Below are 15,810 nucleotides of genomic sequence, written 5' to 3' on the forward strand. Positions count from 1 at the left end.
CCCTACGATGAAGGTTAGGCATGGCCCGCTTATCACCGGATGGAGTGTGCGCGATGACGAGTCCTCCCCTGAACGAGTTGGTGCCCAGCTTCATCCACGACCTCTCCGGGCAGCGGTCGGCGCACACGCTTCGCGCCTACGCCGCTGACCTAAGGCACCTGACCTCCTGGCTTGACACCGCCGTCCTCGATGAGGCCGCCCTGGCCCGGTACTTCGCCGCTCACGCCCACTGGAAGCCTGCGACGGTTGGCCGCAAGCACGTCGCGTTCCGCCACTTCTGCACCTGGGGCGAACGGCGCGGGCACTTCACTCGCAACGTCGCCCACGAACTGGAGCGGGTGCGGCTTCCCGAGCCCCATCCCCGAGGGCTGCGGCGGGCCGAAGTGGAACGGATTCTCGCGGTGATTCCCGCCGGGCAGCCACGGGACCGGTTGCTGTTCCGCCTGCTGTTCGAGACGGGGCTGCGCATCGGGGAGGTGCTGGGCCTGCACCTGGAGGACCTTGACCTGACGAAAGGGGATGAGCACCTGACGGTCCTGGGGAAGGGAGGGCGCAAGCGGACGATCCTGCTCGACGACCCCAGACTCGTGGCCGCCCTGCGCCAGTACCTCCGGGGGCTTCCTTACACCCACGGGCACCTCTTTCAGGCCCTCAAGAACGGCAAGGGTGGGGCGATGGGCTATTCCTCCATCCAGGAGCGGTGGCAGGCGTACACCGAACGGGCCGAGGTGAAGTGCAGCTTGCATCAGTTGCGCCACAGCCACGCCACGGAACTGGTGAATGGCGGGGTCAGCCTCGAGACGATCCGCAAACGGCTCGGGCACCGTCACATCCAGACGACGCTGCGCTACGCCGAGGTCAGCGACCAGACCGCGGACGCCGAGATGCGTGCCTGGCGCAGGAAGCGGGGGTCAAGGTAAACTGGATAAGCGGACGGTCTGGATCGGGCGAAGACCGACCTCGCTCAGCCATTGTGTCAGCGCCTCTTCCAGCGAGGGCACCGGCCCAAACAACTCAAGTTGGCGCGACGTGTCCGCCACAAACCGACCCGTGGCGATAAATTCAAACATCGGGACGTAGTCGCGTAGGCCCGGCTTGAACACATTCATCGTGGAGAGCAACAGGTGCGCGACGCCCAGAGGGAGTCTTCGTACCTTCACCTCACGTTCCAGCAGCCGCGACAGAACGCGGGCCGTCTCGGCGAACGAGGCGGGACGATCCGTGCCCAGGTCGATACGCTGCCCCACCGCGCGCGGCTCGTCCACCGCCAGCGCGAGGACGCGGGCCACGTCGTCAGTGAGCACGGCGGTCTGCGGTGTCTCCGGATTGCCCACGGCCGTCAGAAGGCCCCGCCGAATCTGCGCTGGATTCAAGCCCGTGTCAATAAACCCTCCCGGTCGCAACGCCACGAAGGGGAGGCCACTCGCTTCCAGTGCCTGCTCAATCAGGTACTTCTGGTAAAAGTGCGGCACCCCCCTGGCCTGATCGGCAGCGAGGACACTGGTGAACACGAAACGGCCCAGCCGGGCATGGCTGGCCGCCTCAATCAGGTGCCGGTTGCCCTGGTCGTCCACGCTCCGCAAGGTGTCGCCGCGCCGCCGCCGGACATACCCGGCGGCCGTGGTCACGAGGGCGTCCACGCCGTCGAGTGCGGGACCGAGGGAGGCGGGCTGGGTCAGATCACCACGCACCACCTCCACACCCTGCTGAGTGAGCTTCGTGGCATCCGAGCCCTGGCGAACGAGTGCCCGCACGCGCTTGTCCCGTCCGAGCAGTTCCCGCACCACCTTGCCGCCGAGGTTCCCCGTGGCACCCACGACCAGAACAGAACCCGTCGTCACGTCAGGCCTCCTTCGCCCGGCCTGGCAGAAGGGTGAGGCACAGAACGGCGACGATGACGTGCATTGCGTCGAGCGTGAGGAGCATGGGGATGGGGATGTTCGGAATGGAGAACGGTGTGACGAACGACGCGAGCAGGATGACGCCGCCGAGCACGCGGAAGTTCCGGATGGGGTGACGGGTCAGGCGCGCGAGCAGCGCGAGGGTGAGCGTCGCCCCGATCACGCCGAGCACCGAGGCCAGCATCACGGGTGGAAAGGACATGGGCCGGCCGGCCGCGGGAATGATCACGTCGGGTGGGAAGACACCTCTTGCAGCCGTCGCGGCATATAAAGTCCCGTTGAGGAGGACCGCGAGCATGGCCGTCAGGGCCGCGCGCGTGAGGAGCTGTCGCGCATGAATACGCGTTTGTGGGGAGGCCGAGTGCAGCGAGGTCATGCGGGGTTCCCCTGTTGGGCGTACGAACCGTGCCGCAGGTCGTCGAGCACGGAGGGGCGGCGGGGCGTCCAGCCAAAGGCACGGGCTTTTCGGGCGGAAACACGCATGTTGCGGGCGAACAGGCCTCCCCCGCCGTAGGCGAGGCCACGCGCCATCTCCTCGGGCATGGGCTGAATGACACCGCCGAAGCCCGCCGCTTCGCTCACCGCCCGCAACACGTCCCCCTGCGTCACCCAGGGCTCGGCCACGGCGTTGAGCACCATCCCCGCCTCGCCGCGTTCCAGCAGGCGGACGTACAAGTCGGCGACGTCGTCCACATGCACGAACGAGAGGGCATTCTCGCCGTCCCCCGTGAACATCACGCCGCCGAATTGGCGGGCCATGCTCAGTTGCAGGGTGAGGGGACCGCCGCCACGACCGTACACGATGGCCGGTCGCACCGCCATGCCGCGCACGCCCGCGGCCGTCAGGACGCGCCGCTCGTTCTCGGCGAGAGCGGCCGTCATGGGACTCTCCGGAAGCGGTGTGTCCTCGTCCACGATGCTGTCTCCTGTGTCGCCGTAAGCGCCTGTGCCGCCGGTGAGCATCAGGGTCTTGCCGCTGCCGGAGAGCGCCCTTAGGAAGGCCCCCATGGCCCGGGTGGCCTGTTGGCCCATCTGCTGCATCTGGGCAGCGAAGTCGCCTCCTGGATCGAAGCGGCTCTGGGCGAGGTGGATCACCGCGTCGGCGCGTGTGGCGCCCTCGATCAGGCGGCCTGCATCGGCGAGGTCGCCGGACAGCGGTTCAACGCCCCTCGCGTGCAAGTGGGCCGCCGCCTGATCTGAACGCGCGAGGCCGAGCACCTCGTGGCCATGCTCGAGCAGCCGTTCGGCGACGACGCTGCCGATGTAGCCAGTGGCGCCAGTCAGAAAGACCTTCATGCTGTCCTCCTTTTGTGCGGGCGGTCAGAGCCCGTCTCTCTTGTTTAGGACTAAACAAGCTTTGCAAAAACAGATCGTGGTCAGCTCACGTCGCGGTCGAGCTTTTCGAGCAGGAACAACAGGTGCTGGACCTCCTCTGTGGACAGGGCGGCGAAACGCTCACGGATAAATCGGTCGTGGTCGGGAAGGAGTAGGGCCACCATCTCCTGGCCCCGGTCGGTGAGGCGTAGCAAGTTCGCGCCTCCTTGCGGCACGCGCAGGATCAGCCCGTCGGCTTCAAGCTTGCTGAGGAGTTGAGACACGTTGCCACGGGTCACGTCGAGGCGCTCTACCAGGTCCTGCTGCGGTTGATCGGGACGGGACGCAATGCGGCGCAACACGTCGAACTGCACCGGGGTCAGTCCACGTTCCCGCAGCCGCTCGGCGCCCAGCCGGCTGACCTTCTGGGCGACGCGAACCAGGCGAGACCACGCGAGCAGCGCCAACGCATGTTCTTGCCCACGTTCGTCCTCGCCCTTGTGTTTAGGACTAAACACAAGGGCAGTGTAAGTCCCGCTGGGGGGAACGTCAAGCGTCAGCCAGAAATCTCCTGGCTTTGAGCCATACTCCATCCCAAGGACCGCGTGATGGTGGGGCTGCTGGATGATCTCACGCCCGCGTTCGTCGACCTCGGGACGGGAGACCTGTTCCTGTCGCCGGGGGACGCCAAGGCGTTGCAGCGCGAACTTATGACGTCGTTCGTGCGGGACAAGGGCTGGGTGGAAGTCGGCGGCACGTCATTCGCGTCGCGCTTGCCCCGGTCGCGTCGACCGACTGAAGCGGGACGACGTGCTGGACGCTTTGAGAGGCGTGCCCAGTGCAGTGAAAGTCAGGGTGTGGCCTGTGCCAGCGGGTAAACACGAACAAAGGCCGACGCTGGCGCGGTGCTGAATGGCGTTTCCGCTTAGCGTACAAAAATGTTGAAATCGGGTCTTGACCCCTGTGTAAGGATCTCGCCCCAGTGAGGCCAGCTCCGTAAGGGGCATGGTTATGCAAACTCTGTAGAAACGGCGGTGGGTGCCTGCTCCCTGATATGAAGCACCAGACTTTCCCATGGGCAGGGCACAGGTACGGACGTTTCAGGCTGGGATTGATCCACTTGGCCTAAGTCTTGATGCTGTGCCCGAGGTGCTGGGCGGCGACGTGGAGAGAGGGCCCCGCGCGTACCATCCGCATCCCGGCGTAGTGCCACAGTATGTCAACTTCCCCTCATGTGCTCTTTGAGTCGATCATCCGCCCACTTGCCGTAGGTGCGGGCGGTCTGCACGTCACTGTGTCCCAGGTGCTCGGCCACATCCTGGAGCTGGAAGCCCGCCCGCACCAGCCGCGTTCCCGCGGTGTGCCGCAGCGCATGTAGGCCCAGGTAGGGAATGCCTTCCCGCTGGCAGAGGGTTCGCAGCCTCCCCCGTGCCGCCTCCGGGGTTCGCCCAATCACCGCCACCTCGTCGTGTTGCGGCCCCAGCTCTCGCAGGTCCGCCATCAATGAGGACGACAGCAGGACGCGCCGGGTCTTCCCGCCCTTGCCGTTCCGCACGGTGAGGGACCCGCCGTCAAGGTCCAGGTCGCCCCACTTCAGGGACGTGATCTCCGAAGCGCGGAGCCCGGCGACGCCCCCGAGTCTCAGCAGTACCCGCATCTCAATCGGTGCCACAGCGAGGAGCCTGCCCACATCCCCTTCCGGGTAGGGCTGTCTTTTATCCCAGGGCCGCCGTTTGTCCTTACGTGGTTTGACGTCGGTGAAGGGGTGGTCTGTGGTGGCCTTTGCCCAGCGCAGGGCCGCATAGAGCGCCCGTGCCCCGGCGAGCAACACGCCGACGGAAGCGGGCGACTTCCCGCTGGCCTCCAGCCCACGTACCCACAGGTCCGCGTGCTCGGGGTCCGGGTGCAGCACCTTCACCGCATGACTTTGGGTGTAGTCCAGCCAGACTCGGGCGCCGAGCCGGTACTTGCGCAGCGTCTCTTGGCTCACATGGCCGTGGGTACGGACGTGATGGGCTTCCAACAGGTCGAGCAGTGTCCCCACGTCCTGCTCCGCGACCGCCGCGACTGCCCGTCGCCGCCGCTCCTCGGGAGCGAGCGACACCCAGGCCCGGGACGGCGCAAGCGGTCCGTGCCGGTAGAGGTCGAGCGTCATCTCCCCTGCTCCATCTTCTCGTCCTCCGCGTGGTCCTTCTTCAGGGTGGCCACCCGTTCGAGCAGGTCTGCTGTCCTGTTCAGGCTGTTCACGCTCGCCCCGGCGAAGAGCAGGGCGAGGGCCAAGCCTAGCAGCCCCAGGCCCGCCACCAGGACATGGTCGGCCGTAACCTGAGCTCCCAGGAGCGGCAGCTGGACGGCGTTGTCTTGCAGGTACTTTCCGGCACTGAAGACGCCGAAAATCAGGAACAGCGCGCCGAGTGCCCCACCCGCCCGGTTCGGGCCCAGGAAGAAGGCGATGCGGGACCCCACACGCCCATCGGCGGCGCGGGCGGAGGCCGCGACATGGAGGAGCGCGGCCCTGGAATAGAGGAACAGTTGCTCCACGAGTTGGCGCTCGTGCTTTGACGCGGCTTGGAACCTCTGCAGCGTGTCCACCCGGCGACGTTTCCATTCCCGGTAGCTGGACACGGCGCCTGCCGAGAGGCTTACGGCGACGAGCAGCAGGGTGGCGACGGCGAGGATCAGAGCCAGCCATGCGGGCCAGAACGGCACTTGGACCAGCAGAAGTCCGGCGATAGCTCCCAGCCAGGTAAGCAGGCCGACTTTCTCCATTGGGCTGTCTTGCAGCCGAGGGTTGGTCCCGGGATTCTGTTTGGCGTCCTCCAAGAGAACCCGGTGAATGTCATCGATCTGGTCTAGCAGTTCTCTCCTCGGATCGAGGTGAGTCAGGGGTAGGTCGGGGGAGCGCTCGTAGGCGTCCGGTTCAGGGATAGAAGTCGTCATGTGGTTGGTGTCTACTCTACACGAATAACTTTCCGGTAAGACCCCTTACCAGAAGGGTAAAGCAGATTGAGGCTAAATCCCCTCTGGCTTCCCTCTCCAAATCAACTGGCGACAACTCATTCGCTGTTCGCAAATTGCGAATAAGATCAAAGGGTGTTGAAACCTCAGGACCTCCTCGTCCTCCTCAAACTCCTGCACTCCGGTTGGACATCCCACGGACAGATGGCGCAAAGCCTCGGCATGAGCGCCTCGGAAGTCCACGCAGGACTCAAGCGACTGAAACAGTCCCGTCTGGTCAAGGGTGAGACCACCCCCATCCGCTCCGCTGTGCGTGAAGTGCTTCAGTACGGGGTGCCCTACTTTCTCCCCGCCGAACGCGGCGAACTGACCCGGGGCCTGCCCACCGCCCACGCCGCCCCTCCCCTCAAAGGGCTCATCGTGCAAGGAAACGATCCTCCCCCAGTCTGGCCAGACCCCGAAGGTCCGGTGCGGGGCCAGGCGTTCAAGCCCCTTTACCGGTCCGTACCGTTCGCCGTCCGACAGGACCCCGCCCTGTACGAGTGGCTCGTCCTAATTGACGCCCTGCGCGGGGGAAGTACCCGCGAGCGGCACCTGGCGGCCAAGATGCTTGAAGACCGACTCCAGACAGCGGTCGTCTCGTGAGCAACGCAGAGAACCTGCGGCGTTTGGCCGAAACGGTCCGGCAGCTCGGACCCCTTGCCGAACAGATGGTCTTCGTCGGGGGAAGCACGACCGCCCTGTTCATGACCGACGCCGCCGCGGCCGACGTCCGCGAAACCGTCGATATCGACGCCATCGTCGAGACGACCAGACTCGGCTACGCTCGCCTCACCGAGGCCCTGAACCAACAGGGGTTCACAGAGGACACCAGCGAGGGCGCCCCCATCTGCCGCTTTCGGAGCGGCGATCTCGTCCTGGACGTGATGCCGACCGACGAACAGGTCTTGGGGTTCAGCAACCCCTGGTACCTCCCAGCCATCCGGCATGCCGAGTGGGTGAGTCTGCCGGGCGAAGGGCGCATTCGGGTCATCACCGCGCCCTACTTCCTGGCTACCAAGCTGGTGGCCTTTGCGGGGCGCGGCCAGGGTGACTATGGGATGAGTCATGACATCAGCGACATTGTGGCCGTGCTCGACGGCCGGCCCGAACTGGTCGCTGACATCGCTGGGAGTGACCTTGCGGTCAAATCCTTCCTGGCTCAGTCTGCCCAAGACCTGCTCACTCAACCTGCTTTCCTTGAAACCCTCTCCTACCATTTGCTGCCGGACGCCGCCAGTCAGGCTCGCGAGACACTTATCCTTCGACGTCTCAGTGAGATCGCCGGGCTGATGGACGACGAGGCGTAACGGAGCCTGATGGGGTGCGGCGCGACTCCTCACTGGGATCAATCGTATCTAGCCGAAAAGGTGAAATCCAGAAGTCTTGAAAACAAGCCTTCCTGAAAACTTCCTTTCAGGTATTCAGGCCTGGACTCTTGGCTGTAGCTCTCGCGGTCCAGTGCAATGTCATATCGCAGTCGCAATCAGCCCGAATACCCGCTAACCCGTTTTCAGGTATTCGGGCTGATTACTGTCGGTTCTACCTTTCTGAACACTTCCTGCTGCACCCGCTAAATCAGACTTTCAGGTAAACACACTATCGGGAAAACAGGTTTTCAGGTTTTCCGGTATTGCGTCAGATAGGAGAAGCGGTTGGCCTCGGCGCCAGCGGCGAATCAACCACTCCACCCAGGAATGTTCACCCACGCGAAGGACCGCTAGGTTCTCTGGGCGTGCGTCCTGCTTGTCACCATTGATGTGGTGGACGACCTCGCCTGGTTCCAGCGCTCGGCCCAACTGCTTGGCCGCAACTACGCGGTGCAGATACTCCATCCGTTTCGTCTTCCGGTTGTACACCTGTGGGTACGTCATATCGACTCCTGAAAACAAGAATACCTGAAAACGGGTATACCAGAAAGCCCGATTTCGCTAATGTGGGGTCATGTTCAGAATCGCCATTGCGAATGACAAGGGCGGAGTCGGGAAGACCACGACCGCCGTCATGCTGGCCACCTTGCTGGCTGACAAGGGGCCGACCCTTCTGATTGACGCTGACGAAAAGACAGCGAGTGCCACGGAGTGGGCGGCCGCTGGCCCAGGTCTGGCCTGCACCGTGATTCCTGTGGAGGATCTAGACGCCACGGACCTCAGCCCTTACACCTATCTGGTGTTCGACACGAAAGCTGGGGAAGATGCTGGGGATCTGTTGGAACTCTCGCAAGCGGTCGACCTGTTGATCGTTCCCACCAAGCCGGATGCTTTGAGCCTCCGAGCCCTCCCCAAAACCCTGGCGCCGCTGATCGAGCGTGGCATCAAGAATTACCGGGTGCTGATAACGGACGTGCCACCATCCCCCAGCACCGATGGGCATGAGGCGCGTGCCGCCTTGATGGACCTCGGTGTGCCCGTGTTCAGCCGGGACATTCGCCGGGCCAGCGCCTTTAACAAGGCCGCGCTCGCGGGCACCCGTGTTCGTGACGTAAAAGGCGACCAGCGAGCGAAACTCGCGCATATGGACTACGAACTGGTTCTCCGGGAGGTCCTGGCATGAGCAAGTTCGGTGGTGCCCTCAAAAAATTGCAGGCGGTTCAGACGCAGTCCACGGAAGCTGAGGAAAGCACCCCAATTCTCCCGGATACAGGAAAACCTGAAAACACGAAAACCAGTAAGTCCACATCCACGAAAACCCGAACGCCTGAAATCTTGGAAACGGGTCAGCCGGAACGGCAAGGGCCAGAGCGGGAGAAGTACAGCACCTACCTGGATACCGAGCTGGTCACTGCCCTCAAGTTGTACGCCGTGCGACACCGGATGAAGCACCATCACGTTGTGGAAGCCGCACTTCGCGCCTACCTACAAGGCAAGGAGTAAAGGGTGGGGGAGAGCAGTTCAAGAGCATGCGCGTTTTCTCTGCGATCCTGATCCCTTCAAACTTTCGTTGTGTAAGCTTCTTCTATGGCGTATGTCAAATTAAGTGACCAACTTCAGAAGCTCTCCGATCCTCAGCGCAGTGACGCTTTCGTCAAGCAGTTCCGCGAAGCTGTGCGCACGGGTCAATTTGATGCCGCCGAGTTGCCCGAACGGTTCGATCTGCCCAAACAGTTCCGTCGGCGGGGCAGTGACGAGACCTACCAACGTCAGATCAAGGACATGATCTTCGAGAGCAGCCCTGAGTTCGACGAGTGGTTCAGCAGCACGGATCAGGAGTTGGCGAGCACAGGCCGCCGGACCACGAAGCCCAAGCCGACCGCCGAGAACATTGAAGCGGGCGTGATTGACTTCAAGGCCCTGGCCGAAGAGACCCGCCGCAAGATGCAGGCCAGCTACGAGAAGGGACAGACCCTCGGCCAGTCCCGCGCCAAGACCGCCACCAAGAGCACGAAGAGCACCCGGGCGAAGCGCACGACCAAGAAGTAAAGTTCCTCCCCGGATTGGTCCCCATTGCTTGTGGATGGGGGCCGCTGCTTTGCTCCGGAACAGCCCGAGAAGGTCGAGCAAGTTCTGGTGCAGCATCTCTCACAGATGCAGCGGCGAGGCCGACAGCAGCATAAACAACCCCAGGGCCAGCGCCCCCTCCGCCCTCGACTTCGCCTTCGTGATCGGCATGATCTTTCGGGTGTCGGACATGGCCGTCCCCAGCCCGGTCATCCGCCGGTTGGCCCTGTGGCACGGCATCACCGCCTTCCGGTTGAACGTCGCGATCCTGGCGCTAACCCTGAATGTGCTCGGCAGCCAGATCTGACGTCCGCCCGACGCGCCCTGCGGGCGGGCGGCGCCGCATGACCCGCCGAGCGGAGAACAGCCCATCCCGGGTCCGTCAGCGAGGCCTGACGGAGAACCGACCCTAGGACCACGCCCGCTGCTGCGCCCCGACGCCCTCACCCGCCCTGCTCCCGATGAGCTGGGCCCGGGGACCGGGGAGGACGAGGCGGAGGTGATCCCCCGGGCGGTGGCTACTGCCCACACCAGCGTCATCGCCGTGGAAGGGATGGCCGGTCGCGGTCAATGCGGCGGGAACGTAGCGGCCCCGCCGCATTGATCGTAGTCGGGGACACGACCCACCTGGTGGGCCGCCTGAACCTGCGGGAGTCCAACCCGCTGGACCGGCTGACTTTGTCAACGGAGTTCTAGTCTGAGATGACCCCAAACGTCCGTCGCACCATGGCCTATGGTGGGCTACCGACTCCTCAGGCAAAACGGGAGTTGGTTGAGCGGTTGTTCAGGCTCGCAGGGTTTCGGGACCGACTGACGGGCCTCTGGCCTGATTTGACTCCCGCAGCAGACCTCCCGGCGCACGCCTCAGCAAGTGGCGAAGCGGCGAGGAAAATGGCGTCCGGGACCACCCACAGGATCCTGCGTGAACCTGGAAGAAAAGGGATTGAACCAAGCGCACTGGCCGCAGTGATTCCGGCCATACCGACCTGCTCGTAGCCGGTCGTTCGTTCACTGGACGCAGGAGACGAGCACGCCAACACCGCAGGGGGCCGTAGGACTGGACACCGCCCTGATCAGAGTCCAGCAGCACTCAATCAGGGTTTCCTCTGGCCTGGCTGTCCTCTGCGGTCCACCCCTAGGGGCGATTTTATGTAAGCCCTTGACCTGGATTTAGGCATGCCTAAATAATAGGCCATGACAGAACGAACTCTCTCCCACGCGATGGAGGACTACCTCAAGCAGCTATACCTCCTGGGGGTTCTGGCAAGTTAACCAGGTACGGGGCGACGTTTCTGGCAGGCCGCCTGAAGTTCAGGCGGCCTGCTGCACGGTCTCACCCCAGATCCGCAGCGCGTTCGTCAAATTGCTTCGCCTTGCTGAGGTGGGTATGGTGGTTCGGGTGTGCTGGTGAAGGTTCGAGACGCGGGCGTGCAGGGCGAGGAACTCCTGGGTCCGTTGTCGTCGCTTGAACCCTAGTTGTTGTCGTTCCTGTCGTCGGGTGGGGCGGTGTGACTGCTCGATCAGATTGTTACACCGTAAAGCTGAGGTGACTTGGACGTGCTCCACAAGGTGGAGCACGCGAAGTTCCCGGATGGCCGCACCGTAGCTCCACAGCTTGTCGGTGTGGATGACCTCGGGGGCGTCGTACTCACCAAGCAGCCGGGTAAAGAAGGTGCGGGCCGCCTGCGTGTCCCGGTGCGGCTGAAGTAGGATGTCGAGCACGGCGCCGTACTCGTCCACCGCCCGCCATAGCCAATGGGTGACCCCTCCGACCTTCACGCACACCTCGTCCAAGGACCACCGGGAACCCCGTCGGGGTTCCCGGTGACGCAGTTCTTCGGTGAGCAGAGGGGCGAACTTGATGTTCCATTGGCGCAGGGTTTCGTGACTGACGACCATCCCGCGTTGAAACAGCAATTCTTGCACGTCTCGCTGGCTGAGCGGGAAGCGGTGATACAGCCATAGGGCGTAGCCGATGATGCTCAGAGGAAAACGATGGCGGTAGGGCTTCCGGTCCTGCACAGTTCAGCAGCCTACCCGGTTTAACTTGCCAGAACCTTGCTGTACCACCTGTCGGAGCTGAAGATCAAGGAGCATTACACCGACACGGCAGGCTACACCGAGCAGGTCTTTGCGCTGTGTCACCTCCTGGGCTTCCGCTTCGCTCCCAGGATTCGAGACCTGGGGGAAACTCGGCTGTATACGCCTGAAGTGGCCTCGGCTTACGGGCTGCTGGAGCCACTGGTGGCCCAGCGGCTCAACCTGCGTCTGATCCGCGAGCACTGGGACGAGTTGCGGCGGCTCACGACCTCGATCAAGGCGGGCACGGTGACGGCCTCGTTAATGCTCTCCAAGCTCGCCTCGTACCCGCGCCAGAATGGCCTGGCGCTGGCCCTGCGCGAGCTGGGCCGCGTCCAGAGGACGCTATTTACGTTGGAGTGGCTGCGTGACCCGGAGCTGCGCCGCCGGGTGTTGGCAGGACTGAACAAGGGGGAGGCACTGCACGCCCTCAAACGGGCGGTGGCCTTCCATCGCAGTGGGGAGATTCGGGATCAGTCGTTTGAGGCCCAGAGCAACCGCGCCAGCGGCCTCAATCTCGTGACGACCGCAATCGCTGTCTGGAACACGGTGTACCTGGGGCGCGCCGTCGAGGCCCTGCGTGCCGAGGGCGTGGACGTGTCCGATGAACTGCTGGCTCACGTGTCGCCGCTGTCGTGGGAGCACATCGGGCTGACCGGGGACTATGTGTGGCACCCCGAAGGGGTGCCCGTAGAGGGAACCTACCGAGCGTTACTCGCGTAACGCTCGTTCTGGAGGGACTTTTCCTTAGCGTACTAAAATTTTTGGATCTTGTCCTATCCCCTTTACTGGGGGCACGTCAGCCCGCATCATGAACCCTACAGGCCCGCACGCTCCCGTTTCTCCTTCCCTGGTGCCCTCCTTATGACGATCTCGACTGCTCGCGTTCCTCTCCCCGACCATAACCAGCAGACCTTCGAGACCTGCATCGCGCTCGCGCTTCAACTGGTCGCGAGTATCGAACTCGCCCCCGCCGTCGGGGATCAGGCGCCCACCTCAGAACACCTGCTGAATTTCGCGCGGCAGCTCGACCGTCACGCGGACGACATTGCCCTGCTTTCCGGGCAGCCACACGCGAACATCCCAGGCCAGGGCTGGGCGCGGTATCAGGACTTGCGGGGGGCGGGCGCCCCACCCCTGCAAGCGGCCTACCACGCGCTGCACACGGCGGCGTACCTGGGGTTGGATGGGGGGCAAGCCACGGCCGTCATGCTGTCTGTGGTCGCGTGCGGGGTGCGGGAACTGGCGATGGCCGGGCGTGAGCGGACGTACCACTGAGAGGAGCGCGGGTCGGTTCGCGGACGCCTGGTGCACGGTGTAGCGCCTGTGCGCCTTTGCCGGGTGGTCCGAACACACGCTGGCGCCTGTTCAGAGGGGTTCGTGTAGCACGGCCGTGGTCAACGCCAGCGCTTGTGCGGTCGGCTGTGACGTCAGCGCCTGGCGCAGTGTGGTGACGCCTTCAGGAGACAACTCCGCCAGGGCCTGCAACGCGGCGGCTGACGCTTCGCGCTTCAGCTTGACCCGGAGCAGCGACCGCACCAGCTCCCGGGGGTCTGATGGCACGTCGTGTCCAGGGACGGCAGCATCCGGCCGGGGCTTGGCCTGGCGCTTGCGCTTTACGACGGGCGGGGCGTCCGGCAAGGCGTACCCGTACTTCTCCGGGTTTTTCACTGCGTCCACCACCGCCGCAGCCAGAGACCGAGGTTTCCAGCCGCCCTGCATGCGGAACTCCACCGCGTGCAGGGCGGGACGCACGCGTTCCGGATAATCCGCCGAGAGGGTTGCGGCCACGCCAGGTACCACGCCACGGGCTTTGAGTTCCGCCACCAGTTCCGGGTGCGCCGCCGCACGGAAGCGGTACGTGAGGAACCGCCGCGTGCCCCGGCCCTCGTCCTCGACGGCGTCCAGATACCCTTCCGCGATCAGGCGCTCGTGCGAGGCGTCCAGGGACCGCAGGGCCGCGTCTGTTCGTCCCCGGATGCCGCAGGCTTCCAGCCAGTCACGCAGGTTCACGCGCAGTTCCTGCGTGAGGTGCTCACCCCGGATGCGGTGAGCGGCCAGACAGCGGTACAGGGCGCGGCTGGGTGTACTCCCGAGCCGCGCCATCAGGTCCCCATCGAGAATCTGGTACAGGCCGTCGCGGATCAGGGCCGCGAAGGTGGCCGTGAACACGACATCGACGTGCGAGTCGGCACTCACGCGCACGCCGGGGACCGGGGCCATGCCCTCGTCGTTGTCCAGCCACAGGTCCGAGATCAGGCCGGTGGAGGCCGTCCGGTTGTCCTCTGGACGGTACTTGCCCAGGGAGCGGGTGGTGAGTTCCCAGCGTACGGACGCGATCCGCAGCAGCCCCTCGCGCAGCCGAACGTAATCCTTGGCAGAACGTGACAGGCCGGTCATCGTGAGCAGCACCGCTGGAGGCACCCGCACGCGGTTGTTCTCCGGACAGCCCGCCCGGAAGAACAGGGTTTGCAACGCCAGCAGGATGTCACCGTCCAACCCATAGGGTCTCCCCCGGTGCGCGTGTCCCTCCACCCGGTAATGCACCCCATTTGCCTCGAATTCGGACACCCACTCGTGTTCTTTGGGTGCGGCCTGGGACGCACTCACGATGCCCGCCCGCGCGAGGTCGAGTTCGTTGATCCGCGCGTTGTCCACGCCCTTGATTGTAGTCATGGTCAACCCCTTCTTTTTGATCCTGATGATCTCTCAAGGCGAGGAGTTTTTCTCGATTTCATCGGCATCTGATGCCCGGAGTCCCACACTTCTCCCGCACCGGAACCACACTTCTCCCGCAAAAGACCCACACTTTTCCCGCCCAAAATCCAGAGTTTGCCCGCACAGGCAACGCAGTTGACCCGCGGCCACAGGAGGCTTCAACGCGGCCTACGCGGGGAAAATGTGGCAACAGTGCGGGAAGACAGTGGTGGAGTCGCGGGTAAAGTGTGGAACTCGCCCGGGGGAAAGCTGTGAGTGGCACGGGGAAAGTGTGGGACTCACGCGCTGAGCTGACGACTCACCTGCCCGGTCACATGCCACGCCACGTTGGACACGCTCAGGCCACCCGGCAGCATCACGAACGGCACGCCCCGGCTCCGGGCTTCCTGTCGGATCAGGTTGTGCGCGTGCGGAATCCAGCGCACCGCGAGAATCACCAGCGCCGTGTCCGGACGAATGCGGACGCCCGCCGCGAGCCCGTTGTGATACGCGTCGGTCGCCACCCAGTCCAGCCCCGCCAGCCCGAGGGCGTCAGTGAGCGCGGCCTCGCGCACGGGGTCCGGCTGTCCCCCGATCAGGAGCACCCGGCGACCCTGGAGGAGGGTGCGGGCCTGCTGCACATGCGCGGGGTCCGGCGCACAGGGCGGGGGATCGAGCGGGACCGGACGGGGAGCCTCGTGCGCGTGGTCCTCACCCCCCGGTGCGTCCGCCTGCGGGCGGCTCAGGCGGAAGGCGTGTTGCAGGTCCCGCAACTCCAGCGAGAGCGCATGGCACGCCTCGGGGGTCAGCGGTTGGGAGGGGGCCAGTCGGCCTCCCGCCAGCGGCAGGATCAGGTCGTGCGCGGGCACCTGCAGCGACCGTCACCAGCCAGTCGCGCAGCTCCGCGCCCTGGTGCCTGGAGAGCTCGCTATATCCCAGCCGCTGGCACAGGGCCGCGAAGTGCTCGCGCCTTGTGGGGTCGCGGGCCGCGTACTGGGTGTAACAGGCCGGGTCTACCCGCAGTTGCTCAGCGAGGAACGCAAGCACTTCCCCAGGCGGTGTCTCACCGGGGCGCAGGGCACGCCCCAGGTGCCGCAGCACGGTGAGCTGCACGGCAAAGCCCAGCTTGTTGAAATCTCGCCGCCGTTCCCGCACGAGTCGTAGATCGGCGGCGTCGAGCAGGTAGTGTCGGGAGAGGAGACGTTCGTCCGTCTGCGGGAAACGGGTGAACTGGTTGCGCTGAGCCGCCGTGAACAGAGGAGAAGGGTGGGCCATTATCCCGCTTTCAGGTCCGGCGTCAGAGAAGTGCCTATCAGTGGCAGACCGCTGCCGCTGGACACGCGGAACCCCATGGAGCCATCTCCAGGATGGTGGTCAGGCCCGCC

19 protein-coding genes and 2 pseudogenes are annotated in these 15,810 nt (G+C 64.5%); 10 read left to right on the plus strand and 11 right to left on the minus strand.

Features of this window, described 5'->3' with window-relative positions; genetic code table 11:
* Positions 1 to 53 precede the first annotated feature (53 nt).
* Positions 54 to 920 carry a tyrosine-type recombinase/integrase gene (locus tag C3K08_RS15120; protein WP_104992288.1) on the plus strand — a complete coding sequence of 289 codons (867 nt, stop codon included), beginning with the start codon at positions 54 to 56 and terminating at the stop codon, positions 918 to 920.
* Here C3K08_RS15120 and C3K08_RS15125 read toward each other — a convergent pair.
* The 6 genes from C3K08_RS15125 to C3K08_RS15155 all read right to left on the minus strand — a co-directional run bounded on the left by C3K08_RS15125 (position 912) and on the right by C3K08_RS15155 (position 6,155).
* The gene (locus tag C3K08_RS15125) at positions 912 to 1,841 is read right to left on the minus strand and encodes an SDR family oxidoreductase (RefSeq protein WP_104992289.1); all 930 of its coding nucleotides are present in this window, start codon (positions 1,839 to 1,841) and stop codon (positions 912 to 914) included. The two genes, C3K08_RS15120 and C3K08_RS15125, sit on opposite strands and share 9 nt — an antisense overlap.
* Before the next feature lies 1 nt (position 1,842).
* On the minus strand, positions 1,843 to 2,277 hold the full coding sequence (locus C3K08_RS18065; RefSeq protein ID WP_152872645.1) for a DUF6069 family protein: 435 nt from the start codon (positions 2,275 to 2,277) through the stop codon (positions 1,843 to 1,845).
* The gene (locus C3K08_RS15135; RefSeq protein ID WP_104992291.1) at positions 2,274 to 3,197 is read right to left on the minus strand and encodes an NAD-dependent epimerase/dehydratase family protein; all 924 of its coding nucleotides are present in this window, start codon (positions 3,195 to 3,197) and stop codon (positions 2,274 to 2,276) included. Before C3K08_RS15135 ends, C3K08_RS18065 begins: the two co-directional genes overlap by 4 nt.
* Before the next feature lie 80 nt (positions 3,198 to 3,277).
* The gene (locus tag C3K08_RS15140; RefSeq protein ID WP_158679997.1) at positions 3,278 to 3,733 is read right to left on the minus strand and encodes a MarR family winged helix-turn-helix transcriptional regulator; all 456 of its coding nucleotides are present in this window, start codon (positions 3,731 to 3,733) and stop codon (positions 3,278 to 3,280) included.
* A 701-nt stretch (positions 3,734 to 4,434) separates the two neighbouring features.
* The gene (locus C3K08_RS15150) at positions 4,435 to 5,370 is read right to left on the minus strand and encodes a site-specific integrase (protein ID WP_104992294.1); all 936 of its coding nucleotides are present in this window, start codon (positions 5,368 to 5,370) and stop codon (positions 4,435 to 4,437) included.
* Positions 5,367 to 6,155, minus strand: coding sequence for a hypothetical protein (locus C3K08_RS15155; protein WP_158679999.1), 789 nt, complete (start codon positions 6,153 to 6,155; stop codon positions 5,367 to 5,369). Before C3K08_RS15155 ends, C3K08_RS15150 begins: the two co-directional genes overlap by 4 nt.
* Before the next feature lie 153 nt (positions 6,156 to 6,308).
* Here C3K08_RS15155 and C3K08_RS15160 point away from each other — a divergent pair, with 153 nt between their 5' ends.
* Together C3K08_RS15160 and C3K08_RS15165 are read left to right on the plus strand one after the other, a co-directional pair.
* Entirely contained in the window at positions 6,309 to 6,818 is a 510-nt protein-coding gene (locus C3K08_RS15160; protein WP_104992296.1) for a hypothetical protein, read from the plus strand.
* Positions 6,815 to 7,522 (plus strand): nucleotidyl transferase AbiEii/AbiGii toxin family protein, encoded by a 708-nt coding sequence (locus tag C3K08_RS15165; protein ID WP_104992297.1) that lies wholly within the window; start codon positions 6,815 to 6,817, stop codon positions 7,520 to 7,522. Before C3K08_RS15160 ends, C3K08_RS15165 begins: the two co-directional genes overlap by 4 nt.
* 276 nt (positions 7,523 to 7,798) lie before the next feature.
* Here the strand turns inward: C3K08_RS15165 and C3K08_RS15170 are convergent, their stop codons facing one another.
* Entirely contained in the window at positions 7,799 to 8,011 is a 213-nt protein-coding gene (locus C3K08_RS15170) for an HNH endonuclease (protein WP_234009263.1), read from the minus strand.
* On the opposite strand from C3K08_RS15170, the gene C3K08_RS18775 reads away from it, so the two are divergent.
* The 5 genes from C3K08_RS18775 to C3K08_RS15185 all read left to right on the plus strand — a co-directional run bounded on the left by C3K08_RS18775 (position 7,976) and on the right by C3K08_RS15185 (position 9,956).
* Complete coding sequence (locus tag C3K08_RS18775) at positions 7,976 to 8,098, plus strand: hypothetical protein (protein WP_255411740.1); 123 nt, start codon at positions 7,976 to 7,978, stop codon at positions 8,096 to 8,098. The two genes, C3K08_RS15170 and C3K08_RS18775, sit on opposite strands and share 36 nt — an antisense overlap.
* Before the next feature lie 58 nt (positions 8,099 to 8,156).
* The gene (locus C3K08_RS15175; RefSeq protein ID WP_104992299.1) at positions 8,157 to 8,765 is read left to right on the plus strand and encodes a ParA family protein; all 609 of its coding nucleotides are present in this window, start codon (positions 8,157 to 8,159) and stop codon (positions 8,763 to 8,765) included.
* Positions 8,762 to 9,085 carry a hypothetical protein gene (locus C3K08_RS18070; protein ID WP_152872642.1) on the plus strand — a complete coding sequence of 108 codons (324 nt, stop codon included), beginning with the start codon at positions 8,762 to 8,764 and terminating at the stop codon, positions 9,083 to 9,085. The genes C3K08_RS15175 and C3K08_RS18070 overlap by 4 nt, the downstream gene beginning before the upstream one ends.
* 84 nt (positions 9,086 to 9,169) lie before the next feature.
* Positions 9,170 to 9,631: a hypothetical protein gene (locus C3K08_RS15180; protein WP_104992300.1), complete on the plus strand. Its 462-nt coding sequence runs from the start codon at positions 9,170 to 9,172 to the stop codon at positions 9,629 to 9,631.
* 34 nt (positions 9,632 to 9,665) lie between these two features.
* On the plus strand, positions 9,666 to 9,956 hold the full coding sequence (locus C3K08_RS15185; RefSeq protein ID WP_104992301.1) for a DUF1345 domain-containing protein: 291 nt from the start codon (positions 9,666 to 9,668) through the stop codon (positions 9,954 to 9,956).
* A 1,004-nt stretch (positions 9,957 to 10,960) separates the two neighbouring features.
* Here the strand turns inward: C3K08_RS15185 and C3K08_RS15195 are convergent.
* The gene (locus C3K08_RS15195; RefSeq protein WP_104992250.1) at positions 10,961 to 11,671 is read right to left on the minus strand and encodes an IS6 family transposase; all 711 of its coding nucleotides are present in this window, start codon (positions 11,669 to 11,671) and stop codon (positions 10,961 to 10,963) included.
* Positions 11,672 to 11,707: 36 nt separating this feature from the next.
* On the opposite strand from C3K08_RS15195, the pseudogene C3K08_RS15200 reads away from it, so the two are divergent.
* Together C3K08_RS15200 and C3K08_RS15205 are read left to right on the plus strand one after the other, a co-directional pair.
* Positions 11,708 to 12,451: pseudogene (locus C3K08_RS15200) on the plus strand (Tn3 family transposase); the annotation flags it as partial.
* 141 nt (positions 12,452 to 12,592) lie between these two features.
* Positions 12,593 to 13,006: a hypothetical protein gene (locus tag C3K08_RS15205; protein ID WP_104992304.1), complete on the plus strand. Its 414-nt coding sequence runs from the start codon at positions 12,593 to 12,595 to the stop codon at positions 13,004 to 13,006.
* A gap of 90 nt (positions 13,007 to 13,096) precedes the next feature.
* Here C3K08_RS15205 and C3K08_RS15210 read toward each other — a convergent pair whose 3' ends face one another.
* The 3 genes and pseudogenes from C3K08_RS15210 to C3K08_RS18625 form a co-directional block, all read right to left on the minus strand.
* Positions 13,097 to 14,404, minus strand: a complete 1,308-nt coding sequence (locus C3K08_RS15210) for a replication initiator protein A (RefSeq protein ID WP_104992305.1) — start codon at positions 14,402 to 14,404, stop codon at positions 13,097 to 13,099.
* Positions 14,405 to 14,724: 320 nt separating this feature from the next.
* Positions 14,725 to 15,294 carry a hypothetical protein gene (locus C3K08_RS18620; RefSeq protein WP_234009243.1) on the minus strand — a complete coding sequence of 190 codons (570 nt, stop codon included), beginning with the start codon at positions 15,292 to 15,294 and terminating at the stop codon, positions 14,725 to 14,727.
* A gap of 55 nt (positions 15,295 to 15,349) precedes the next feature.
* Positions 15,350 to 15,700, minus strand: a pseudogene (locus C3K08_RS18625) (DUF4158 domain-containing protein); the annotation flags it as partial.
* Positions 15,701 to 15,810: the final 110 nt, after the last annotated feature.

The organism is Deinococcus sp. NW-56 (assembly GCF_002953415.1).
Classification (GTDB): Bacteria; Deinococcota; Deinococci; order Deinococcales; family Deinococcaceae; genus Deinococcus.

Bases quoted from the DNA above. Each gene is read 5' to 3' on its own strand.
- C3K08_RS15120 (WP_104992288.1), top strand. From the start codon at position 54: ATGACGAGTCCTCCCCTGAACGAGTTGGTGCCCAGCTTCATCCACGAC.
- C3K08_RS18065 (WP_152872645.1), bottom strand. From the start codon at position 2,277: ATGACCTCGCTGCACTCGGCCTCCCCACAAACGCGTATTCATGCGCGA.
- C3K08_RS15135 (WP_104992291.1), bottom strand. From the start codon at position 3,197: ATGAAGGTCTTTCTGACTGGCGCCACTGGCTACATCGGCAGCGTCGTC.
- C3K08_RS15150 (WP_104992294.1), bottom strand. From the start codon at position 5,370: ATGACGCTCGACCTCTACCGGCACGGACCGCTTGCGCCGTCCCGGGCC.
- C3K08_RS15155 (WP_158679999.1), bottom strand. From the start codon at position 6,155: ATGACGACTTCTATCCCTGAACCGGACGCCTACGAGCGCTCCCCCGAC.
- C3K08_RS15175 (WP_104992299.1), top strand. From the start codon at position 8,157: ATGTTCAGAATCGCCATTGCGAATGACAAGGGCGGAGTCGGGAAGACC.
- C3K08_RS18070 (WP_152872642.1), top strand. From the start codon at position 8,762: ATGAGCAAGTTCGGTGGTGCCCTCAAAAAATTGCAGGCGGTTCAGACG.
- C3K08_RS15180 (WP_104992300.1), top strand. From the start codon at position 9,170: ATGGCGTATGTCAAATTAAGTGACCAACTTCAGAAGCTCTCCGATCCT.
- C3K08_RS15185 (WP_104992301.1), top strand. From the start codon at position 9,666: ATGGGGGCCGCTGCTTTGCTCCGGAACAGCCCGAGAAGGTCGAGCAAG.
- C3K08_RS15205 (WP_104992304.1), top strand. From the start codon at position 12,593: ATGACGATCTCGACTGCTCGCGTTCCTCTCCCCGACCATAACCAGCAG.
- C3K08_RS15210 (WP_104992305.1), bottom strand. From the start codon at position 14,404: ATGACTACAATCAAGGGCGTGGACAACGCGCGGATCAACGAACTCGAC.